The organism is Streptomyces sp. NBC_01017, from assembly GCF_045162795.1.
Classification (GTDB): domain Bacteria; phylum Actinomycetota; class Actinomycetes; order Streptomycetales; family Streptomycetaceae; genus Streptomyces; species Streptomyces machairae.
This window is the reverse complement of the sequence record NZ_CP108683.1, coordinates 852,076-874,194: the sequence shown is the minus strand read 5'-3', so window position 1 is coordinate 874,194 and position 22,119 is coordinate 852,076. Positions and strand designations below refer to the sequence as shown.

Annotated in this window: 20 protein-coding genes and 6 pseudogenes; 17 read left to right on the top strand and 9 right to left on the bottom strand. The window is 66.0% G+C overall.

The window, feature by feature from the left end:
• Nucleotides 1-795: 795 nt before the first annotated feature.
• Nucleotides 796-1,124 (top strand): annotated as a pseudogene (locus OG331_RS04325) (transposase family protein); the annotation flags it as partial.
• A 561-nt stretch (nt 1,125-1,685) separates the two neighbouring features.
• On the opposite strand, the gene OG331_RS04320 reads toward OG331_RS04325, so the two are convergent.
• Nucleotides 1,686-2,024 (bottom strand): VOC family protein, encoded by a 339-nt coding sequence (locus OG331_RS04320; protein WP_406191710.1) that lies wholly within the window; start codon nt 2,022-2,024, stop codon nt 1,686-1,688.
• A gap of 107 nt (nt 2,025-2,131) precedes the next feature.
• Here OG331_RS04320 and OG331_RS04315 point away from each other — a divergent pair.
• The 3 genes and pseudogenes from OG331_RS04315 to OG331_RS04305 form a co-directional block, all read left to right on the top strand.
• Nucleotides 2,132-2,239: pseudogene (locus tag OG331_RS04315) on the top strand (RCC1-like domain-containing protein); the annotation flags it as partial.
• Nucleotides 2,240-2,263: 24 nt separating this feature from the next.
• The gene (locus tag OG331_RS04310; protein ID WP_406191708.1) at nt 2,264-2,695 is read left to right on the top strand and encodes a hypothetical protein; all 432 of its coding nucleotides are present in this window, start codon (nt 2,264-2,266) and stop codon (nt 2,693-2,695) included.
• 306 nt (nt 2,696-3,001) lie between these two features.
• Entirely contained in the window at nt 3,002-5,764 is a 2,763-nt protein-coding gene (locus OG331_RS04305) for a hypothetical protein (protein WP_406191706.1), read from the top strand.
• Between the two features lie 179 nt (nt 5,765-5,943).
• On the opposite strand, the gene OG331_RS04300 is transcribed toward OG331_RS04305, so the two are convergent.
• The 4 genes from OG331_RS04300 to OG331_RS04285 form a co-directional block, all read right to left on the bottom strand.
• Nucleotides 5,944-6,183: a hypothetical protein gene (locus OG331_RS04300; RefSeq protein ID WP_406191704.1), complete on the bottom strand. Its 240-nt coding sequence runs from the start codon at nt 6,181-6,183 to the stop codon at nt 5,944-5,946.
• A gap of 18 nt (nt 6,184-6,201) precedes the next feature.
• Nucleotides 6,202-6,639, bottom strand: coding sequence for a hypothetical protein (locus OG331_RS04295; protein WP_406191702.1), 438 nt, complete (start codon nt 6,637-6,639; stop codon nt 6,202-6,204).
• Between the two features lie 64 nt (nt 6,640-6,703).
• Nucleotides 6,704-7,219: a transposase gene (locus OG331_RS04290; RefSeq protein WP_406191700.1), complete on the bottom strand. Its 516-nt coding sequence runs from the start codon at nt 7,217-7,219 to the stop codon at nt 6,704-6,706.
• Nucleotides 7,220-7,351: 132 nt separating this feature from the next.
• On the bottom strand, nt 7,352-7,999 hold the full coding sequence (locus OG331_RS04285) for a transposase (protein WP_406191698.1): 648 nt from the start codon (nt 7,997-7,999) through the stop codon (nt 7,352-7,354).
• Nucleotides 8,000-8,104: 105 nt separating this feature from the next.
• On the opposite strand from OG331_RS04285, the gene OG331_RS04280 reads away from it, so the two are divergent.
• The 5 genes from OG331_RS04280 to OG331_RS04260 all read left to right on the top strand — a co-directional run bounded on the left by OG331_RS04280 (nt 8,105) and on the right by OG331_RS04260 (nt 13,815).
• Nucleotides 8,105-8,413, top strand: a complete 309-nt coding sequence (locus OG331_RS04280; RefSeq protein ID WP_406191696.1) for a hypothetical protein — start codon at nt 8,105-8,107, stop codon at nt 8,411-8,413.
• A 259-nt stretch (nt 8,414-8,672) separates the two neighbouring features.
• Nucleotides 8,673-9,953 (top strand): hypothetical protein, encoded by a 1,281-nt coding sequence (locus OG331_RS04275; RefSeq protein ID WP_406191694.1) that lies wholly within the window; start codon nt 8,673-8,675, stop codon nt 9,951-9,953.
• 798 nt (nt 9,954-10,751) lie between these two features.
• Nucleotides 10,752-11,903 carry a site-specific integrase gene (locus OG331_RS04270; RefSeq protein ID WP_406191692.1) on the top strand — a complete coding sequence of 384 codons (1,152 nt, stop codon included), beginning with the start codon at nt 10,752-10,754 and terminating at the stop codon, nt 11,901-11,903.
• Complete coding sequence (locus tag OG331_RS04265; protein WP_406190751.1) at nt 11,900-12,829, top strand: tyrosine-type recombinase/integrase; 930 nt, start codon at nt 11,900-11,902, stop codon at nt 12,827-12,829. Before OG331_RS04270 ends, OG331_RS04265 begins: the two co-directional genes overlap by 4 nt.
• Nucleotides 12,826-13,815, top strand: a complete 990-nt coding sequence (locus OG331_RS04260) for a tyrosine-type recombinase/integrase (RefSeq protein WP_406191204.1) — start codon at nt 12,826-12,828, stop codon at nt 13,813-13,815. Before OG331_RS04265 ends, OG331_RS04260 begins: the two co-directional genes overlap by 4 nt.
• A gap of 1,190 nt (nt 13,816-15,005) precedes the next feature.
• Here the strand turns inward: OG331_RS04260 and OG331_RS04255 are convergent.
• Together OG331_RS04255 and OG331_RS04250 are read right to left on the bottom strand one after the other, a co-directional pair.
• Complete coding sequence (locus OG331_RS04255; protein ID WP_406191690.1) at nt 15,006-15,542, bottom strand: dihydrofolate reductase family protein; 537 nt, start codon at nt 15,540-15,542, stop codon at nt 15,006-15,008.
• 387 nt (nt 15,543-15,929) lie between these two features.
• On the bottom strand, nt 15,930-16,535 hold the full coding sequence (locus tag OG331_RS04250; protein ID WP_406191688.1) for a dihydrofolate reductase family protein: 606 nt from the start codon (nt 16,533-16,535) through the stop codon (nt 15,930-15,932).
• Between the two features lie 205 nt (nt 16,536-16,740).
• On the opposite strand from OG331_RS04250, the gene OG331_RS04245 reads away from it, so the two are divergent.
• From OG331_RS04245 to OG331_RS04225, 5 genes and pseudogenes are all read left to right on the top strand, one after another.
• On the top strand, nt 16,741-17,004 hold the full coding sequence (locus OG331_RS04245) for a hypothetical protein (protein ID WP_406191686.1): 264 nt from the start codon (nt 16,741-16,743) through the stop codon (nt 17,002-17,004).
• Nucleotides 17,001-17,378 carry a PIN domain-containing protein gene (locus OG331_RS04240; protein WP_406191684.1) on the top strand — a complete coding sequence of 126 codons (378 nt, stop codon included), beginning with the start codon at nt 17,001-17,003 and terminating at the stop codon, nt 17,376-17,378. Before OG331_RS04245 ends, OG331_RS04240 begins: the two co-directional genes overlap by 4 nt.
• 112 nt (nt 17,379-17,490) lie before the next feature.
• Nucleotides 17,491-17,562, top strand: a pseudogene (locus tag OG331_RS04235) (SEC-C metal-binding domain-containing protein); the annotation flags it as partial.
• Nucleotides 17,563-18,348: 786 nt separating this feature from the next.
• The gene (locus OG331_RS04230; protein WP_406191682.1) at nt 18,349-19,497 is read left to right on the top strand and encodes an IS1634 family transposase; all 1,149 of its coding nucleotides are present in this window, start codon (nt 18,349-18,351) and stop codon (nt 19,495-19,497) included.
• 86 nt (nt 19,498-19,583) lie between these two features.
• Nucleotides 19,584-20,042: a hypothetical protein gene (locus OG331_RS04225; RefSeq protein ID WP_406191680.1), complete on the top strand. Its 459-nt coding sequence runs from the start codon at nt 19,584-19,586 to the stop codon at nt 20,040-20,042.
• Between the two features lie 11 nt (nt 20,043-20,053).
• Here the strand turns inward: OG331_RS04225 and OG331_RS04220 are convergent.
• Nucleotides 20,054-20,499, bottom strand: a pseudogene (locus tag OG331_RS04220) (transposase); the annotation flags it as partial.
• Nucleotides 20,500-20,639: 140 nt separating this feature from the next.
• Here OG331_RS04220 and OG331_RS04215 point away from each other — a divergent pair.
• From OG331_RS04215 to OG331_RS04205, 3 genes and pseudogenes are all read left to right on the top strand, one after another.
• On the top strand, nt 20,640-20,885 hold the full coding sequence (locus OG331_RS04215) for a type II toxin-antitoxin system Phd/YefM family antitoxin (protein ID WP_406191678.1): 246 nt from the start codon (nt 20,640-20,642) through the stop codon (nt 20,883-20,885).
• Nucleotides 20,882-21,331, top strand: coding sequence for a PIN domain-containing protein (locus OG331_RS04210; protein WP_406191676.1), 450 nt, complete (start codon nt 20,882-20,884; stop codon nt 21,329-21,331). Before OG331_RS04215 ends, OG331_RS04210 begins: the two co-directional genes overlap by 4 nt.
• Before the next feature lie 63 nt (nt 21,332-21,394).
• Nucleotides 21,395-21,863, top strand: a pseudogene (locus OG331_RS04205) (hypothetical protein).
• A gap of 63 nt (nt 21,864-21,926) precedes the next feature.
• Here OG331_RS04205 and OG331_RS04200 read toward each other — a convergent pair.
• Nucleotides 21,927-22,100: pseudogene (locus OG331_RS04200) on the bottom strand (transposase family protein); the annotation flags it as partial.
• Nucleotides 22,101-22,119: the final 19 nt, after the last annotated feature.

Genomic DNA, 22,119 nt, shown 5'->3' with positions numbered 1-22,119 from the left:
CGCATCCGCCGCGTCCGTGGCCTGCCGACGGCCCTCCCGGTACGTCTCCATGTCCGTGGGCGCCATCAGTGGCCCTCGCGTGGTCCCGGATCGCCGTCAGCTGTCCGGGCAGCCTGGGCGCTGTCGTGGCGTTCCCTGGCTGCGCTGAGCTTCGTTGGGGTGGCGCGGCAGGGAGATGAGCCGGTCCAACTGCCCGGCCATGACGAGCGGCGGCACGACCAGCCATCGCAGTTTTCTGGGACGAAGGTCCCGGAGGAAGGCCTCAAAAAGTCCAACCCGGCACTACCCAACCATAGTTGACGCAACAACAGCCCCTCCCCGATCTCGACGCTGTGCCTACACCACGTCTCATTCATGGACGGGTTGCCCATTACGTGATCACCGGCAGTCTTCCGAAAATACTGACAGCCGGTCAGATCCGGAGGCCACCAGGCCACCCGGATTAGCTGTCCGGTAGCCAATGCACCGGTGCCCTGGCGCACCGTTCAAAGAAAGAAGGAACTGTCATGGGTCAGTGGATCATTGACACAGTCGATGTCATCGTCCGAGGCCTGCTTTTCATCTTCGGCCTGTAATAGCGGCCCAGGAATCGGCCACACCAGCCGTCGCTCTCTGACCCGGCGCCTGGGCCATCCATGTAGTCCGGAATGGAATGTATTCCGGCTGCAAATGCCCTCGCAAAGGATCGGGTAGGCGGCCCGCACTTACTTCACTGAACCTCCTTCATCCTGTGCTGCAGGGTGAAATGGGCTGGTCAGCGGCGGTGGTGACGTGGCAGAGCCCCTCGTAGCCGGCGTGGTGATTTCCCTCATCACACCGGCTACGAGGGGCTCTGTTGGTTGGTTCCGCATCCTTCCATGCTCGACGTCCCGTACGAGCTGGTCGAGCATGTCGCCTGGGCATGAACGGAACTCTCCCTGGCGGAAGCTGGGTTGCTTCAAGCAGGCCTTGCTGGTCCTGGCCCACGTGCGGAAGAACGAGACCTTCGCTCGGGTGGGGCCGGGTTCGGGGTGTCGGAGGCGACGGCGTGGCGATACGAGCTTGGCCAGGAGGCCGGTCTGGGGCTTGGTGAGGGTGGTGACCTGCTGGAACAGGCCGGTGGGGCCGGTGAAGGTGCCGAGGTGGAGTCGGTCGAGTTCGCGGTGGACGGTCGGCCAGGTCACGCCGGTGGTGGAGGCGAAGAATTGTTCATCCCGCCATACGGGGTCTCTCAAGCTGGCGGCGGCGGAGGGAGAGGTCCTTCTCGTATCGTATATCTCGCAGAACGAATCATTCGGTCCACGGTCTTGCGCAAGAGTATGAAGAGGCGTTCAGCACGTACATGGTCGTCTCCGGTCACGATGACGTCCCGGTCAATTTCGTGAGGGAATGACCTGGACTCCGCCAGGCCCCGGCCCGGGTCGGCGTCCGTGCGGAGGTCTCCCCGGCCGCCCCCCGACGTGATGAACGCGTCCCGGATCGCGGACAGCCACAGGGGCCCCCTCACCGGTCGCAGTCATCGTGAGGTCGGTGACTCACAGCCGGTTCGGGGCGGGTGCGGTGAAGTCCCGCTCGACCAGGTCCGCAGCGGGCGCCCCCTCGCCAGGACAGCGTGAGTCAAAGACCGGGCGGGGCCTTCTCGACTCCGGCAAGGAACAGCCACCGCGGCCTGCGGTCGCGCAAGGCGCCGACCTGTCCGGGAAGGGTCAGCCCGAGACGCAGAACTCGTTGCCCGCAGGGTCCTGCAACGTGGTCCACGCAAGACCCTCCGGCGCAGTGTGCTCGCCGACGACCCTCGCCCCCATCCCCACAAGCCGGTTCACCTCGCCCCCACGGTCCGCAGAGGAGAAGTCAACATGGACACGGTTCTTGCCCAGCTTCTCCTCGGGCACACGCTGGAACCCCAGGACGAGGGGCCGGGCCGCGAGGATGACGAACCCGCCGAAGTCCTGGGCAACTTCCACCCCCAGGACCACCGCCCACCAGTCGGCGAGCTCCCGGGGTTCTGCGCAGTCAATCGTGATCATCTTCGCCGTCAGCTCCATGGACTTCACCGTAGGGCAGAAGGGACGACCGACGCCTTCAGCTACTGCCTGGCAACCCGGTGAACCTACGCGGTCACAGCACCTAGCCTTAAACCCCGTTCTCCTTCATTTCATTCATCCCTTGGGCTTTCAGAAGGGCGACCGCCGTCGCTGCCGGCCGCGACCACAGTCTGGCGCCGCTGGACGACGGCACCGTCCGCGCCTGGGGCGCCAGCAGCAACGGCCAGACACTCGTGCCGGTGGTTTCGAACGGCGGGACGATCACCGCGATTGCCACAGGCGGCGAGGATCACAGCCTGATGATCATCGTCTATCCCTACACTTGCGAGAATCTCCCGCCCCGGACCGGAGCCGGTTACACCTGTCAGAGCGCCGGCCCGCAGAACACCTTCACCGGCACCTCCGCCGACGACGTGTTCCTCGGCACCGGTGCCAACGACACCGGCAACGGCGGCGGAGGAAACGCCGGGAACGGCACCAACAGCGTCCAGTCCGGCGCCGGGAACGACACCATCACCACCGGCACCGGAACCGACAGCATCCAAGGCGGCAACGGCAACGACACCATCCGCGCCGGCACCGGCATCAACGCCGTCAACGGCGGACCCGGCACCGACCAATGCACCCCCCTCGGCTACACCACCACCCAATGCGAAGCACCCGCTCCCTAACCACCCGCCCCCGCCGCCGGCCACTGAGCCTCAACAACCAAGATCAGCCGTTGGCTGCGGACTTGATGCTTTCGTGATCACCGGCTCTCCAGTGATCACGGCGTGAATGATCTCGTGGAACGAAGAGCCGGCGTAGCCGCTGTCGACACACCACTGCCGTCCGCGGCGTCCCCCGGTGCACGGGATGTGTCATGTCCCGGCTTCCCCGCCAAACCCTGGCGACGGACCATGTGGGCAGCAGGAACACGTGGTTGGCACGGACTGTCTCCCTTTCGTCTCTTTTCTTGGCCGCTCGGGGGAGTGAACGTGAAACTCGGCCATACGCCTGTCACCGACGAGGAAGTTGCAGAGATGGAAGCTTCACAGCCTCTGACCAAGCCGGAACGCCCCTACAGCCCACCGGAGATGGTCATCGATGGTGTGGTGTGGACGAATCACTCCATGAGCAAGGCCTTGAGCGTCTACAAGGCACCGGGAAAGACCTTTCATATCACCGTGGAGAACAAGTCCGGAAAAGCACATGCTTCTCCCGAGGAAAGTGCTGGTGCCCTCTTCGGGACGGCTCTTCATGTCTACGCCTCGGGTCCGGTGGACAATTGGGTGGCGGCGGGCCTGCAGGGTGAGGTTGCCTACTGGCTGGGTGGAGGACGCGAAGATTCAATGCGCCAAATCTGCGCGGAGTTCAAGAAACAGTGGCCGGATGCCATGGAAAATATGGAAACCGCCTACGCAACGGCAAAGCAGCAGTACCTGATATCGAAGTCGAAGGCGGAGGCGAACAGGCCGGGGCTTTCGAGGGAAGAGGCAGATGCGATAGCCAGAATGGAAGCCAGGAAAAGGAGGAAGCTGGCACACCGGCTGGAACGTGCCATTCCAGTCCGCATAGAGATCGACCCGGAGCTGCAGGGGGTCTGGCTGGTCCAGCCCGGCGGCGAGAGCGCGGACCTTTACGCGCTCCCTACCGCTTTTTTCCACCCCGCGAAGACTTTCAAAGGCCTGTGGACCGAGCAGGCCCTTGGCATGGCTTCTCCCGGAGGATTCTTCCTGGCGGCACGGGAAGACGGCCGGCTGTACATATGCGCGACGCGCCGTCTGGCCGACCGGTATAAGGTCGACCAGGACTTCAGGGCCCTGATGAAGCTGCCCGAGGCCCAAATCTCTAATGGTCTGCTCCGCGCCGGCAACGGAAGCTACCGGGTCAGTCCGGAAAAGATCCAGAAAATTCTCAAGCTGGCCCCCGCTCGTTTCGACGCGAAACGACCAGGGGGGTGGTACCGGGTCGACACCGATGGCCGGAGCGTGCCGGTGCGGCCGGAAGACCCGGAGCTCGGCCTCTTCAGCGTGGAGAAATGGAAGACATGGCTGAATGATCTCCCCGAGGGCGTGTTCAAAGACTCGGTCGTCACTGTCACCACTGAAGGCGGTAAAGAACAGCGGTACCTGTGGCAGGGTACATGGCCGGCCGAGCCGGAGTTTGGAGCCGAGGGGAAATACCACAAGATTCTTGCATCCGATGGAGTCTTTGTTGTATCCCTCACGGACCGGAGGTACTTCCTGCCGATGAAGCCGGGCGTTGACCCATTCACAATGTGGAAGTCAAGCCTGCCCGAAATGAAGGGAAAGCTTCATAAATACGGCACCCTGGTCCTGCGCGCCGGCGGTCTGGTGTACATCGTCAAGCGCAACGAGCATGAGGAATTTCTTGCGGCGGCGGCAGCGCGAATGGGGGAAATCAAGATAAATACCCCAGGATGCTTCACCTACGCGCCCGGTTCGAAATTGGGTCCTGGCCGAAAAAAGATGATCATCGATCCCGCAGCGCACTCCGAACTGATGACGGAGCAGAAATGGAAGGACATCACCGCAGGTGTCGCCGAGGCAAAGTTCGACGAAGTTGCAGGCGTTATCTCCTTCCTCGACAATGGCGTCTACTGCACGATGAGCGTCATAAAAATGCCGGAGAAGAATTGTTCGTCCCGTCAGACGGAGTCTTACAAGCTGAAGACGGCGGACGGAGAGATCCTTCTCGTATCGGTTACCTCGCAGGGAGATTCATTCGGCTCCTGGGAGCCTCGCCGTACGAAGGAGCATGAAGATTGGATGTGGAGTCTTCCGTGGGGCTCGTACAACCAGGACACCCATGAGGCAATAGCTGACTTTGGCTCAGGAGAGCAGAGGTACAGGATGACCGTTTACACCTGGAACTCTATTGCGCTGAACCGAAAGATTGGAGTTACAAGCGAACCCGAGGGAACATTTTTTATGCTGGCTCTAGACGGTGACATAAAGAACGGGCACATGGGTCCGTTCGATTCGGGCTGGCCTCAGCTGGTTCCTGCCGATGAATGGGATGCGTGGGTGGCTGGAATGCCGGCTGCCGAGTTTCTGACCGACGTGGATGGGGACCCGGTTTTCGTCTTCGGCTACGGCCCTCAGACGCGGGTCTTCCGATTTTTCGAGACTGATTACAAGGAGCCACAGGTCGGCACAGCCGGCTGCATCTTGCTTTGGTTGGACGACGAGGAGGAGATGGTTCCTGTTCTCGCGAAGGGCCTTGACGACTATGACGTAAACGCAAAGAACCTGGAGCGCCTGATCGGACAGGAGGCGTACGCAGAGGTTGCCGACCGCCTGGCATGGCTGTACCCCGGGCAAGAAGACTACCTGGAGGAACTGGAAGCAGGCGGTGCGGAAGTCCCCCGGCTGTTGCATGACGGGGACGGTTTGACCCTGCACAACGAGACCATGCTGGCCAAGGCGCCTTTGAGCGCGGTGGACGGTACCGGCGCAGCAGCGGGCGCTGATTTCGTTTATGCCTACTTCACCGGCCAGACGCTCATCCTCTGGGGAACGTCGAGCGCGCAATTCTACAGTCAGCAGCAGCAGGAGGATCTCGCCTGGGACAGGGGATGGACGCAGATTCTCATCTTTAAGATCAAGGACGAGTGTGTGTCCGGGTACAGGCTGCAGGTCTGCGGTCTTGCGGAAGAGTATGAAGAGGCGTTCCGCGAGTACATGATCCTCTTCGGTCACAATGACGTCCCGGTCAATTTCGTGAGGGAGTACTGATCTTTAACCTCGATCCGTCAGCGGGGTTTGGTCGCTGAGTGGCTCGGCGGTTCGCCTGAAGTGTCCCCTGCCGGTCGGGGGTGGGCCGTCGCGTGACGCTGCGGCTGCGCCGGGTTCCACGGGCCCGGGGTGGTGGGGGTCTCCTCCGTTCTGGTCTTCGTCGGGACGGAGCCGGTCCGTCAGGTGAGGGCCGGATGTCCAGTGAGTCGCTGCCGGCAGGCGGTGAACGCCTTGGCCCAGGGCCAGGTGGAGTCGATGCGGAGCCAGCGGCAGCGGGCGTGTTTCGTGAGGCGGGCGGGCAGGTGGTAGAGGCGAAAGCGCATGGTGTCGATCTCGGCGTCGGCCAGGTCGTCGACGTCGTGCAGGCCCAGGAGCCTCAGCCAGGCGTCGAGGTCGGCGGCCAGGTTCGCGGCGAGCATCCAGCCGCGGTTCACATCTCAGGACTTGGATGGGAGATTGTGCAGGCCCATCGCCTTGTTCGTCCGCACCCGGTCCTCCACTTCAGCGTGATCACGGTGGAGGACGTCGAGGAATTGAGGCTGGTGGGAGCCGGCGATGCCCCACATCCGGCCGATGTTCGTCGCGGTGATGCTGTAGCGCCAGCCGGTCTTGCGCTCGAAGTCGGTAAGTTTCTTGATCTGCCGGCCCGACGGCTTGACCCGCCGGACGATCAGCCGGGTGCCGTCGGGCCAGCCCTCCCGGGTGTTCAGGCCGGTCAGCTCGGCCACGAAGTAGGCGGCCTGGAGGGAGCCGTCCTGTTTCAGGGAGGTCTCCCAGGCTGTCTCGGGCAGCTTCGCGATCGCGGCCTCGTCTTCATCGGTGATCTTCCAGCCGACTGAGAAGCGCACCGTGCGCCGCGCGGTGTTGAGCGCCACGAGATGCTCCAGTAGCCCGTGGGTGGCGCCGGCGCCATCGGCCCGGATGAGGAGTTTGGCCTGGCTAGAAGGTGGCTGCCGCTCGTTCCTTCTTCGAGGCCGCGGTGATGACTGTGGCGTCCATGTCTACCACGATCCAGCCCTTCAGCCGCCGCCCGGCCACGCTCAGCCAGGGGAATCCTCCAGGCCGCAGGTGCAGCAAAGACCACACGTGCCGGCGCACCGTCCGCCGGGCCTTCGCCATCCGCGTCAGTGCCGACTCGTCCAGGGCGGCCAGGGTGCGGCGGGTGGTGGAGTCCGATGCGGCCGGACCGAACAAGTTGCGGTGGTGCAGGGCAAGTTGCTCGGCCTCGCTCAGGTTCACCGCGCCGAGCGCGATGGCCACCGCAAGCTGGACGACGACCGCCGCACGCTCCCGCCAGCCGTGCCCGACACCCACTGGCAGCACGGCCGCGAGCGCCCCGGTCAGCCCCACCTGGTCCGCGCACCTGCGCAGCAGCACCACCCCGGCGTGCCCGACCAGCCCTTTGCCGTCGGCCCGCACGCGCAGCCGACGGTCCCACCCTGTACGCTCGCTCACCAGAAAGGTGCCCTGACTCTTGCATCGGATACGGACTAGACACTCGCATCCTCGCAGGTCAAGGCACCTTTCCTGCTACCGGGGCGTCAGATCACCCAATTCCGCTGAATAGCCAGGGTTAACCTCGATCCTTCAGTGTCCGGTCGGTGGTGAGTGTCTTGGCCGGGTGCCCGGTTTGTCCTCGGTGCCGGTGAGGCGGGCCGTCGCGTGACGCTGCGGCTGCGCCGGGTTCCACGGGCCGGACCGGCTCTCCTTCCTTGGCTTGTCGGGGTGGTGACCGTCGGCTGAGGGCCGGAAGCCGGGTGAGGCGATGCCAGGCTCCAGGGCGAACGCGTCGGCCCAGGGGCCAGGTGCGTCCAAGCGGAGCTGGCGGCGTCGGACGTGTCGGACGAGACGGGCCGGGATGCTGTAGAGGCGGTGGCGCATGGTGTCGGGCTCGGCGAGCGCCAGGTCCTCGACGCCGTGCAGGGCCGGGAGGCGGACCCAGCAGTTCAGGTCGTGGCCGAGGTTCGCTGCCGGCATCCATGCGGCGTTGACCTGCCACTTCTTGCTGGGAAGGTTCCGCAGGCCCATCGCCTTGCCGGCTCTGACGCGGTCTTCGACCGTGGCGTGGGAACGCGCGAGTGCGTCGAGGAACTGGGGCTGGCGGGAGCCGGCGATGCCCCACATGTGGCGGATGTTGGTGGCGACGATCGCGTACTTGAAGCCGGTGCGGACCTCGAGGGCGCTGAGTGTGCCGGGCGGAGGGCTTGACCCGGCGGACGCATACGGGTGTCGCACCCGGGGCTCGTGGGGGTGGTGTCCGGATGACCGGGATGGCCGGCAGTGTGACCCGGCAGCGCTACGACGAGCTGGTCAAGCTGGGGCGGGGCTGGGGTCGAGACGATGAGTAGCGTCCAGTGGCAGCCCGGGGACGCAGGCCTGGAGATCAAGCCGATGCGCTCCTACGGGGGCACGAACCCGTCGGGGAGCGACGGGATTCTTCTGCCGCACCAGAAGAAGAAGCCCGACGACCCCTACATCCGCACGGTCATGGCGCAGATGGGCGCGATCGAGTCCACCCTGCATTGTGGCCGCAGCGGTCCGCCCGGACCCCGGTCTCGCAGGTGTGCCCTGGAGGTTGTTGTCGGCCGCCCGCGCCGGAAGGAGGTTCCCAGCCGACGTGGTGTGGTGGGCGTACGACTGAGCGGATGACTGGGGCCAGCGGCAATGCTGCCCCCTGGGGTCGGCCTTACTGCCTGATGCATGGCGCAGAAGGCCCCCGTCTCACCGGCGTTCACAGACGATCCTGCTGAATATACATTATTCGATACGAGAGGTTGGCTTGGGCATGGCACTATATTTCGTAGCGCACTCCAGGTCCCAGGAATATCCACAGACCTTTGTCCCTGCAGGAATGAAGCTCACCTGTTTTGCAGACTTCGGACTTACGTCAGGAGTGGCGGCATCTCTCATGTCGGTGACGCTGATGACAGTAGTGGGGATGAACAGCGTGAAAACATCGCTTGTCGGCCCCAAGGAAATTGAAAATAGGGCACTAACGCCGCTTACCAAGAAGGAATTCGCAAGGATCAAGGGGGCGGCGTCGTCAGGGACGCTAATCCAGACCTTGGGGGGAGAGTGGGTTCCAGGGGATCGCATCAGCCTCTGTGAGGGCAAGGACGGCTTGTGCAGTGATGGGGTCCACCGCTGTGGTGGCCTGCTCTCGCGCCTCATGGAGTACGGCAGTGAGGTCTACCTGATTTGCTGTCGCGGAAGCGCCCCGGATGCAAAGGCAGATCATTCCCTTCAGCCATATACAAAGGAAGAGGAAAAAGACGCGGCCATTTACGCCGGAGCAATGGCGAAAGCCGATCAGATTCTTGATCTGTCATTTCGGTCCGATAAGACGGAATTCCTTCGATCCTACGACCGCCTGCCGTCGAGGAGTAAGAGCATTCTTGAGAGCCGCAAGCCAAATTATGTCCGCTGGGCTGGCGTCTCACACAGGGCTCAGGAAAAGTATGAGACCGCTGGTGGTGGCGATGCTGGGATCACAGCACTTCTGCGCCACTACATCGAGAGCAAGGCATTCCGGCACCTGGTGAAGCTGATGGGCAAAGGCAAACTTGGGGCGTTCCAGTCGGACCCTGCTTCCTTTGTGGCGTTTGAGGACGGCTGGTACCTTCTGGACCAGAGCGAGAGGGAAACATTGCGGAGCATGGACGGGCCTTTGCAAGAGGTCTTCGGCCGCAGACCGGACAGGAAGCTGCCTTCCGTGCCCTCCCTCAGCGATTCGGAAAGCGCTTTTTCCTCGTATGCGGCCACCCCCATCGAGACCAGCCCTACCGTCTCACCTCCGCCCGAGGTGTCCGGCAAGGTGGTGATCCCGGAAGGCGGGGAGTCATGGCAGCAGGAGGTCCTCTACTTCAGGTCCAGTTGGCAGATGCAGGAGTTCCGCGACCTCATCAGCTCCGCCAACCGTGAGACCCTCGCCAGTCTCGGCTCGGGCCAAGAGACTTCGTTCATCTCTGCCGACGGGATGATCTTGCTCGACCCCTCCGTTGCCTACCCGGCAATGGGCCGATACATGAGTTATCTCACCGGCTACCGGGAGGGGCAGTTGGTGAACGGCGATCCTGTGCTCATCAGTGGATGCGAAATGGATGATCTGGAGTGGGAGTACTTCCTGGAGACAGCCGTGAAGTGCGGACTTGAAGGATTCACATTCCAATTCAGCCCATCCGTCCAGTGATTTCCATGGGTCTGGCTGATATGGATCGTCGGACGGCGTCGACCTTCGCCAGACGCTGCCCAACGGCACCTTCCTCGACAGCCTGCGGCTCAGGGCTCGTGCAAGGTCGATGTGATCTTGTGAAGGCGCTGGTCAGGCCAGGCGTTACCAGGGCGACCGAAGCTCCGTTGAGGTGAGCGATTTCTCAAGTCGCTTGCTATCAACGGAGCTTCGATGCGTTGTGACTCTTCCATGCCTGCCGCGGTGCTGTCGTGCGTCGTCACCGGTGTGGGTGACGGGCCGCAGGAGTGGGATCCGAGGGATCGGCGTGGGCGCCGGTATCCGCTGCTCGCGCTGGTCCGGGCGGCGGCCTGCGCGGTGGTGGCCGGGGCCCGTTTCTGCGCGGCGATCGGCCAACACGCTGGAACGGCTGGGCCTTTTGCCGCGGGGTGTGCTGGGAGTTCGGCCGGCCGCATCGGTGGACACCGTGCGCCGGGTGGCCGAGAAGCTGAGAGGCCGTTTTCTCCCGTTGTTCCATCCCGGAATCTGCTGTTTGCTCTGCGGTGTCGGGTCGCGCCGGGAGATGACGTTCCCGCTGGTGGGACGGCGGGCCATGAGGTCGGTCATGGCGATGTGGATCATGGCTTCGGAGCGGACGGACAGGGTTTCGTACTATTCCGCGCTTCGCGTTATCCCGACCTGACACGAACCGCGCAGGCTGAGGCGGTGAACGGGTACGGGGCGGTCGGAATAATGCAGGGGTCGCGTTCTGCGGCTTGGACTGCCTGACTGGTTGGGAGCCCAGTCTGGAGGGCGGTCATGTATGAGCGTGATCCGTCGCGAGTAGTGGTGACGGGGCCGCTGGCTCCGTACGCGGTCGGCTTGTGTGCCGCGGTGCTGCACCAGGGCTACACCCCCAAGTCTTCCTGTGAGCTGATGCAACTCACGGCCCACTTGAGCCGGTGGATGGGTGCCCGGGGCGTGGAGCCGGAAGCCTTGGCAGGGCCGGTGATCGCGGAGTTCCTCGCCGTTCGTCGGCGGGACTACCGGAAGCGAACGAGCTCGCGTGCTCTCGTTCCTCTCCTCGCCCATCTGCGCTCGGTCGGGGCAGTGCCGGAGGCCCTGGTGCCCGTCGACGACAGCGAGGTGGGGGTGTTGCTGAGCGAGTACCGGCAGTACCTGCGGGACGAGCGTGGGGTGGTTGAGGTTTCGGTCCGCCGCTATCTGCCGCCGGTACGGGCGTTCTTGTCCACGGTGCCGTTGCCGCTGGCGCAGGGCCTGGCCGGTCTGACCGCCGAGCACGTCACCCGGTTCGTCCTGGAGGGGGCTGCGTGCCGCAGCACCGCCGATGCCAGGCCGCTGGCGGGGGCGGTGCCCACGGTGGCGAACCGGAGACTCGCCACGTTGCCGGGCCGCCTGACAGCCGACGAGGTGAACACGCTTTTGTCCGGATGCGACCGGAGCACCCCTGCCGGGCGGCGCGACTTCGCGGTCCTGACCGTCCTGTCGCGGCTCGGGCTGCGTGCCTGCGAGGCCGCCGCGATCGAGATCAACGATGTCGACTGGCGGTCCGGTGAACTGACCATCCGCGGCAAGGGCGGGCTCACCGACCGCCTCCCGCTGCCGGCCGACGTCGGCGAGGCCCTGGCTGACTACCTGATGCACGGCCGTCCCTCCGACTCTTCCACCAGCCGCCTGTTTCTCTCCGGGCGTGCCCCTCGCCAGTCCGTCACCGCCAGCGGCATCCGTGCCCTCGTCGCCCGTGGCTGCAAGCGGACCGGCCTGCCGCGGCTGGGCGCCCATCGGCTGCGGCACACGGTGGCCAGTGACTTGCTGGCCGCCGGAGCACCCCTGCCCGAAGTCGGCCAAGTCCTGCGGCACCGGTCCCAGTTGTCCACGGCGATCTACGCCAAGGTCGACCGAGTACGGCTGCGGGAATTGGCCCGGCCCTGGCCCGGGGAGGCGTCATGACCAGTCTGCGCGAGCACGCGGGGGACTACCTGACCATGCGGCGGAACCTGGGGTTCACGCTGGAGGGCCACGGCAGGATGCTGATGGACTTCATCAGCTACCTCGAAGGCGTCGGCGCCATCACCATCACCACCGACCTGGCGGTGGCCTGGGCTACGCGGACCGCGCCCGGCGTGAACCCGGCTTCCTGGAACAAGCGACTCACCGTGGCACGGATCTTCGCCCGGCATCTGCAGGCCCTCGACCCGGCCACCGAGATTCCGCACCCGGATCTGATGCCCCTGCGCTATCGCCGCATCGCCCCGCACCTGTTCGCCCCGGACGAGATCGTCGCACTGATGGCGGCCGCCACCGGGCTCCGCCATCCGCTGCGGGCGCTCAACTACGCCACCCTGATCGGTCTGCTGGCCGCCACTGGCATGCGCGTCGGTGAAGCCTGCGGACTCGACCGCTCCGACGTCGACTGGGACGCCGGGGTGCTCACTATCCGGGCGGGGAAACTCGGCAAGGCCCGCGAGGTCCCCGTGCACCCCAGCACGATGCAGGCGCTGCACGTCCACGACCAGCGGCGCGACCTGCTCCAGCCCGTGGTGTCGACCCCGGCGTTCTTCGTCAACACCCGCGGGGATCGCCTGGACGCCCATCACGTCCCCGAGACCTTCGCCCGGCTCCGCGACGCTGCCGGCATCCGTCCAGCGGCGGGCGGCCGGAAGCCCCGCATCCACGACCTGCGGCACACCTTCTGCATCGCCACAATGCTCAACTGGTACCGCACCGGCACGGACGTCCAGGCACAACTTCCACTGCTGTCCACCTACTTGGGCCATGTCGATCCGGTCTCGACCTACTGGTATCTCCAGGCGGCCCCCGAACTGCTCGCCCTGGCCGCAGGCCGGCTCGACGCCTTCCTCGGAGATCTCCCATGAGCTCACCGGCACCCCTCGTCCAGGGCTTCTTCACCGACCGGCTCGCCCACCAGCGCCAGGCAAGCGGCCACACCGTCGTCGCCTACCGCGACACCATCCGTCTGCTGTTTCGCTATGCGAGCCAGCAGACCGGCAAACAGCCCACCGACCTCGACCTCGCCGACCTCGACGCCGCCCTGATCGGCGCGTTCCTCACACACCTGGAGAACACGCGGGGCAACGGCACCACCACCCGCAACGCGCGACCGGCCGCGATCCACTCGCTGTTCCGATACGCGGCCTTCCGGTCCCCTGAGTACTCCGCCCTGATCCAGCAGGTGCTGGCCATCCCCTCCAAACGCACCGAGCGACGCGACGTCTGCTACCTCACCCGGGACGAGATCGAGGCCCTGCCGGCCGCACCCGACCTCAGCACCTGGTGGGGGCGCCGCGACCACACCCTTTTGCACCTGGCCGTCCAGACCGGTCTGCGCGTTTGCGAACTCACCGGCGTCCAACTCCAGGACATCTACCTGGGACGCGGCCCGCGCGTCCTTTGCCACGGCAAGGGCCGCAAGGACCGCGCCACCCCGCTCACTCGCCACACGGTCACCGTCCTGCGCGGCTGGCTCGCCGAACGCGGCGGAGACCCCACCGACCCGCTGTTCTGCACCCACCGCGGTGGCCGGCTCAGCCCGGATGCCGTCGCCCGCCTCGTCGCCAAGCACACCGCCGCCGCGTCCGTGGCCTGCGCGTCTCTCCGCACCAAGAACGTCACGCCCCACACCCTTCGGCACACCGCGGCGATGTCCCTGCTGCACGCAGGGGCCGACACCTCCGTGATCGCCCTCTGGCTCGGCCACGAGTCGCAGGAAACCTCGATGATCTACCTCCACGCCGACATGACGCTCAAGGAACGAGCCCTCGCCCGCACCACACCACCCGACAGCAAGCCGGGCCGCTACACCGCCCCCGACCCCGTCCTCGCCTTCCTCGACAGCCTCTGACCGCGCCCGTTATGCCGAGCACCAGCACCTCGCAACTCCGCTGACCTGCACGGTCGGTGTCAGCTCGGGATAACTCGAAGCGCGGAATAGTACGAATTACTCCGAGCTCGGAGTAACTCGTAGTCGCGGGCCAGTCTGCGGTGGAGCATGAGCCAGCCGGTTGGTCGGCCGCGCGGTGAGGTGCCCGCCGAGGCAGGTCCTGTTCCGCGCGGCCTCCCGCCGAGTGAAGACATGACGGTTGCCTGCGTGGAAGCAGGCCTCGGACTTGCCCTGCTGCCGGTGGTCAGTGTGAAAGCCGGCCTGGCATCCGGCGAAGCTCTGCGCCGCACAGAGCTTCCCTGATATCCCCGTCCAAATGCTGCGGCACCGCAGCCGCTGGCCGACCCCGGCAGCGCAGACCGTCATGGCTCGGCCGAGCCGACTCGCTGCTGACGGCTGGCCGGACGCGCAGTCCGGTAGCGGCCTGCAAAGTTGACCTTCAATGCTGACGGTGTACAGACCGCCAAGCCCTCCGCGCCGTCCTCTTCGACCCCATGCCGTGCAAAGTCCGCGGCAACGCCGTCCTGCTGCTGGACGGGCTTCTCCTGCTCTTCCCACCAGGGCCGCCAGACGCTCTTCGAGGACACCGTAAAGAAAACCAAGCACAAGCCGACGGATGGCTTTCCGGGCTGACTTCGTCGACGGCCGCCCCGTGCACCTGCACGGTGCCGCAGCTCGTCACGAAGATTTCCAACGCCGAGTACCTGGTCGAGTCGAGCGACCGGATGGGCCCCGCGGCCCCGCTCTGCCGGTGCCGGTTGCCGGACCTATGGCGCGCGGTGCGAATGGCCGAGACGCCGGACCTTCAGCACGCCCCTCACCTGAGGCGACCGCTCGGCGGGCGACTCCGGGGTCCCGTCTCCGGATGCAGCGGCGTCTTCGCTGGTCGCTGGCGGGGACGGTCGAGCATGTCCTCGATCCAGGCGGCAACCGTGTCCGCACCGGCCAGTACGGGATCTGTGCCTTCAACTGCACAGAACCGCAGGTGGTCCTTGACCGCCCGCCCGCCCGTACGCGTCGATCGTGTGGGAAGCCCGACCGGTGTTCGCCATGAACTGCAGCCACCGTCTGGCCAGTTGATGTTCAGGAGACTGGGGAACTTGCCCCACGGGATGGGGGCCATGACAGCAGGCCAGTAGTTGCGGCCGTGCCTACTTGCGCACGTGGAAGCGCAGCATGGTGACCCCGCCCGACTGGACGTTGCTGAACGGTTCCAGGTCGATCCGGTCGAGGCCCGGCGGGGCGAAGCGGACGCCGTCGCCGAGCAGCACCGGCAGCACGTACACCAGGATCTCGTCGACGAGGCCGTGCTGCAGGCACTGGGCGGCCACGTCGGCGCCGAGGATCTCCAGGTTCTTGTCGCCGGCGGCGCGGCGTGCCGTGGCCACGGCTTCCTCGATGTCGCAGGTGAGGAAGGTGACGTTGGGGTCCGGCTCGTCGGGCGGGCGGTGAGTGAGGACGAACTGCGGCCCGCCGTCGTAGCCGGTGTTCTCGTCGGACATGCGCTTGCCGACCTCGTACGTGCCCCGGCCGATGAGCATGGCGCCCGTGGCCGCCATGACCTCCGGGAACGTCGCCGACGTCATGTGCTCGAAGATCCAGTCCATCGTGTGGCCGGGACCGGCGATGAACCCATCGAGGGACATCACCCTGTTCACGACCACTTTGCCGGTGCTCGCATCCGTCATGCGTCTTCTCCAAGCAGGTGGAGGGCCGGGATCGCATCATAGGTCGGTGAGCGACATCTTCTCCGGCGGTAGCCACGACCTGGACCTGTCCAATGGCTACCGCCGCGGTGTTCATCGACGTGCTGATGCCGGCCGTGTCCGATCTCGCCTCCGAGGACTGGGACGTCCGCTTCGCGGCGCTGTTGACCCTGCAGGACCAGAACGTGATGGGGCGCGGTGCCGTCGGGTTCGACCTGGCGGAGTTCGACTGGGGTGCGACGGAGCGGGAACGCGCCCGCGCGAAGGACTTCGTGCTGCGTGCCACAGCACTCGCGGCGAGCGGACACCGCTGCTCCGCGCTCGTCGGTGCCGGCCTGGCGGCCGTCCAGACCGGCGGACGGGGCGGCGTCAGGCAGGGACGCCGAGCGGTGGGTGCTCGAGCACGCGGGGCTTGTACTCGACCAGCTGGATGCGGCCGTCGAAGGTGCGGTGCTCGATCATCTCGAGGGCAACGTCCGGATAGCCGTCGTAGATGCGTTCTTCGCCGGTGGCCCCGGTGATCACCGGGAACATCACGACCCGGAAGCGGTCGACGAGTCCGGCTCGTAGCAGGGACCGGCACAGGCTGAGGCTGCCGATCGTGCTGAGGAGCCCCGAGCCGTTCGACTTCATGGCGCGGACCGCCTCGACGGCGTCGTCGCGGACGAGCGTGGAGTTGGCCCACGTCAGTGGCTCCTCGAGTGAGGAGGAGAACACCACCTTGGACGCCTGCGTGAGCTCGTCGACGGACGCCTCTTCTTCGGGCCTGAACTCGTCCTGGCCATTGGGGACCTCGCCTGCGGCGAAGCCCGACATCAGGCGGTAGGTGTTCGCTCCCATCAGGTAGGTGGCCTTGGGCTGCTCGCCGAGCCATGCGAGGTACTCCGGGCCCTCGAGGCCCCAGAACCCGGGCCATCCCTCTCCCGATGCGTGGCCGTCGAGGGAGGTGATGAAGTCGACGAGAAGCTCCGACATGGCGGTGTCCTTTCCTAGGTGTCACGAGCTTGGACCGGGCGGGAGCAACAAACTCATCGGCCGCGCTGCGGAGTAACGAGAAAACGGCCTGGGCCAACCATCACGCTCAGCCGCCAAGTACCACGCTCAGGGGCCGACTGAAACGCTCAGCCACAACATCGCCAGGGACTCCCTGCTGGTGTTCTACTCGCGGTAGAGTGGCTTTATGGGTGAGCAGGACACCAGTATCAAGACCACCAGGGACGTCCGTGACCGCCTGCGGATCCTGGCCAGCGAGCGCGGCACCACCATGAACGAGCTCTTGGCGGAGCTGGTGACACGTGAGCTGACCGAGGAGGAGAAGGAACAGCGCGTGCGGCAGGCACTGGAAGAGGTCCGGCAGATGACCGGCGTGTCAGTCTCTGACGACGTGCGGGCCCGGGCCCGATCCTTCCTGCAGGATCTCGGACGGGAGCACCACGCCGCGTGATCCGCGTCCTGTTCGACCACACCTGCGTCCTGGCGCTCGCCGAAGGGGACGAATTCCTCAACGGTCTGTACGTCGAAGCCGGCTACGGCTACGCCGAGATCGTGATCCCCACCCTGTCCGCAGCCGTCGCCGAGCGTGAACGACCAGGCACCGGACAGCACATCCTGGGGCGCCGCTTCACCACGGCCGCCGACTTCACCAGTGCCCACGCTCTGGTGGCCGGCGCATGGCGGCAGGCGGACTGGCGGGTGATGCATCCGGCATCCTCAGTGATCGTCGCCCGGCAGGCAGGGGAGGACGCCACCCTGCTGTCCTTGGACACCGACCTGTATGCGGGCACCGGGGTCAGCCCACTGAACCCCATGAGCCCGTAACCGAAATCCACCCACGACGAGGACCCCTCCCCGCGGGACGGGGACACCCGGGCCCGACACGCCGCCGGCCTCGCCGCCCGGGGGCCAGGCCCACCCATGGCCCCCCCGGCCCCGCAACAGCCCCTGCCGGTGCGGCTCTTCCCGCAAGCACAAAAAATGCTGCGGCAACCTTGCCCGGACCTGACCAAATCAGAAGGCACCGCCGGCCGCTGCCGCTTCGAACTGAGCGTCCGTTTCACCATCTGGAACCGGATCACCGGCAACATCAGCATGCCCGCCACGGCCTGGACAACGGCGCCCTCCCGCCGCCCTGAGCATGCCCTGACGCAGCATCAACCAAGTGCGCTACCGACAACGTGACAATGCCCTTTCTTCCGGTGCGCGAGGCGGCGGCCAGACGATGGAATTCTCTGGCGGGTCTGCCGGAAAGTGACACCGCCCGGTGATTAGGCTGATGGCGGTGAATCTGCCGTTGCCTTGCCGAAAGCGACGGCGGAACGCTCCGGCGGGGATCCGGGCCACTGGCCGCTCTGGCACCCCGCCACTGCGCCGCCGCCTCGCGTTCTGGCCACGTAGTTGGCGAGGCGGCGGCGCCCGGAAGGCTATTTCAGGACTTGTTGATCATGGTGTGCTTTCGGGGACGGAGCAGATCGAGCTGGATACGCGCTCGTGACCACGGCCGAGACGGACCCTCGATCATCGCGGCGAACCGGAGCGCAGGGCCTACGCCTCGCCGGTCACCGCCCGGAGCAGGCACCGACTGAGTTCTCCCCGACCTGCCGCAGTGACGAGGACGTAGTCACCCGCCACTCCCACCTGAGTTCCGCAGTTCGTGGGCACGTAAGGTCTGCCGGGCGGTGTCGGTGCAGGTCACGGTGTTGCCCGTGGCGTTGAGTCAGGAAAACGCGTGGGCACACGTTTTCTGAAGTGAGGGTTGAATCCTCCTGGGGTGATCGTTCATGCTGTGGGCATGTACTTGCGGACCACCCAGCGGAAGAAGAAGGACGGGACGGCGGTCCGCTACGTGCAGCTCGCGCACAACCACCGCGTGGGCGGCAGTACTCAGGCCGAGGTGCTGCACAACTTCGGCCGCGAGGACCAGCTCGACACCGACGGTCTGCGCCGCCTGGTCACTTCGATCAACCGTTACCTCGGCGAGGGCGGTGACGCGGCGGCACCGGTGGCCGGCGGCGGCCTGCAGGTGACCGGCTCGCGTCCTCTGGGAGCGGTCTGGCTACTGCAGGGCCTGTGGCGGCAGTTGGACATCGACGCCGCGCTCACGAAGATCCTGGGCGCGCGCCGATTCCGCACCGACGTCGAGCGCGTGCTGTTCGCCCTGGTCGCCAACCGCGCCATCGCCCCGGCCTCGAAGCTCTCGGCCGCCGAGTGGGCCGGCCGCGACACGGCGATACCGGGCCTGCAGGCGATGGACGAGGACCAGGCATACCGGGCGATGGACCTGCTGGTGGAAGCCGACGCCCAGGCCGAGGTCCAAGAAGCGGTGTTCTTCGCGGTCGCCAACCTCCTCAACCTCGAAGTCGACCTGCTGTTCTTCGACACCACCAACACCTACTTCGAACGCGACGAGCCCGACGCGGGCGAGAACCCGTTTCGCACTTACGGCAAGAGCAAGGACCACCGCGACGACCTGCCGCAGATCACCATCGGACTGGCCGTCACCAAGGAGGGCGTGCCGGTTCGCTGCTGGTGCTGGCCCGGTGGCACCAGTGATCAGGCGATCCTTCCGCAGGTCAAGGACGACATGCGCGACTGGAAGCTGGGACGGGTGATCACCGTGGTGGACCGCGGCTTCTCCAGCGCGGACAACCTGGCCTACCTCACCCGCGCCGGCGGCCACTTCATCGCCGGGATGCGCATGCGCGACGGCAATGACCTCGCCGAGGCCGCCCTCGCCCGCCAGGGCCGCTACCAGAGCGTCCGCGACAACCTGCGGGTCAAGGAGGTCAAGCTGACCAGGCCCCTGGCCGACGCTTCGTCATCTGCCACAACCCCGCTCAGGAGGAACGCGACCGCCACCACCGCGAGGAGGCGATCACCCGTATCGAGGCCGAACTGGAGCGCATCCGCACCCAGCGCGAACGCGACGCCAAGCGCCTGACCACTGCGAAGGCCCGCGAGCGCGCGGAGGCCACGCACGTGCGCGCCGAATGCGCTCTGATCGAACACCCCACCTTGAAGCGGTGGTTGAGGACATCGAAGAGCGGACGCCTGGCGATCGACCGCGCCAAGGTCAAGGCCGAGGAGCGGCTGGACGGCAAGTACTTGCTGACCAGTTCCGACCCGCACCTGACCGCCGAGGAGATCGCGGTCGGCTACAAGGCGCTCCTGGAAGCGGAGCGCGGATTTCGCGACCTGAAGACGGTGCTGGAACTGCGGCCGGTCTTCCACCGCCTGGAACATCGCATCCGCGCGCACGTACTGCTGTGCTGGCTCGCCCTGCTGCTGATCCGCGTCGCCGAACGCCGCACCGGCCAGACCTGGAACCGGATCAGCACCGAATTGGGCCGCGTCCACGAGATCACCCTCACCGGCGACGCCGGACAGCTGACCCAGACCACCCCGCTCACCAGCGAGCAGGCCACGATCTACCGCGGCTGCGGCATCAAACCACCGCCCCGGATCACCGCCGCAGACCCCGCCTGACCAGCCACAACCTAGCCGCGTGGGCACACGCACACCCGGCCACGTTCCGCATGTTCCCGCAGCTCAGACCCCATATCGGCCGCATCCGCATGCCTACCAACTGCGGAAGTCAGGTCCCAGGGGGCACGTTCTTTGCGCGCGGCGGCCAGGACGCCCGGGTGGCGGGTGTCAGCGTTGCGCCGGCGCAGGTAGGCGTGCGGGGCCCGGGTCTGCACGGTGTGGTCGGGATAGTGCAAGTTGGCGATGGTGAACTGCCGCAGCGGTCCGAAGTGAGCTTCGATGGGGTTCGCCCAGGACGCGTAGTCGGGGTGAAGCACAGTTCGGTCTTGTTCTTCTTTGCCCAGCGGCGGATGTCGGCGCCCTGGTGGGCGGACAGGTTGTCCAGGATCACGTTGATCGGGGCGCCGTCCGGGCGGGCGGCGCGGATCGATTCCAGCGCGGTCAGCGTGTTCGCGGCTTTCATCCCACGCCCCACCCGACAACGCGACCGAGCCGTTTGGCGACATGACTCCACGACATGATCCGCGGCACGCATGTGGTAGGGGTCGTCGCGCCCCAGCCCCACAAGCACGCGACCAACGTAGTACCATGTATTACATGGAGGCCACGGCGCGCGAATTCAACCAGCAGTCCTCAGCACTGCTTGCCCAGGCCGAGAACGGCAAGCTGATCACCGTGACCAAGAACGGCCGCCCCGTCGCCCGCCTCGTACCGATCGATCACGAGGACGTGCCCCCGCACCCGACGACCCCCATCGGCCCCATCGACCTACCCGAGTTCGACCTGGGCGACCCAATGAGCAACCAGGACATGGACGAGATCCTGCGGGGCATGGGCCAGTGACCATCCCTGTCACTATCGCTGACACCAATGCCCTGATCCGGCTTCTCGCGCCGCGCGAGACAGGGCACACCGAGCACAAGGCCGCCTTCGAGCAGATGGCCCACCTGGTCATCTCGCCGCTCGTGCTTGCAGAACTGGACTATCTGGTCACGAGCCGGTCGAGCCCCGAGGCGGCGCTGGGGATCGCGCGGTTCATCGAGACGCAGCGCGCCTTGAACCGGTTCACCGTCGCGGACATCGCCCCGCACCTGTCGACTGCGATCGCGGTCGCCGACGGCTACACCGACGCACGCCGCGGCAAGAGCATCGGCCTCGCCGACGCGATGAACGTCGCCCTGGCCAAGGCCTACCGCACTGATGCCCTGTTCACGACGGACAAGGACTTTCGCATCATCCAGCCGCTCACCGGGCACGCGACGTTCCGGCTGTTGCCCGAAGACCTGTGAGGGCTCCGCCGCGTTGCCGGGTGGGGGATGATCTTCGGGCTGTCCGTGTGGGGAGGGGGCGTCGTGTCGTCGGTCGCGCCGTCGTACCGCAATCACCGCTACCCGGTCGAGGTCAACTCGCCCTGCGTGTGGCTGTACTTCCGCTTCGACCTCCGTGAGGTCGCGGAGCCGATGCTGGAGCGCGGTGTGATCGTCTCCTACGAGACGGTCCGGCGCCGGTGCCCGAAGTTCGGTCACCTGCGGGGCTGCGCACCGTGAGGTGATGCCCTCGGTCGAGCACCGCTCCCACAAGGGATGGATCAACCGGGCGGAGAACCCACACCAGCGCACGAGGCAGCATGAACGCGCGATGAAAGGCTTCCCGGCTGTCGGACCGGTGCAGCGGTCCCTGTCGGCGTTCACGGGGATCTCACCCATTTCCGACCCCACCGGCACCTCATGACCGCCGGACACCACTACTTCGAGATGACCATCGGATTCACGATCCGGAAACCAGATCACCGGCAGCGCCGGTTTGCCTGCCACGGCCTGAACAACAGCCCCCGGCCCCGTCACGCCCTCGGAAGACCTCACCGACAACGTGACTGAGCCTCTTTCATCCTGAGTAGTCGCAGGTCAGGAGTGTGTGGATGGCTTGGACGGTGCGGCTGATGCGGCGGGTTGAACAGCGTGCTTTGCGGAGGATCCGCCAGGACTTCAATTGAGCGAAGGCGCGTTCTCCCGGTGCTCGGAGGCGGGCGTGGTCGCGGTTGAACTGCTGGTACTGATCTTTATTTCAGCGCTTGACG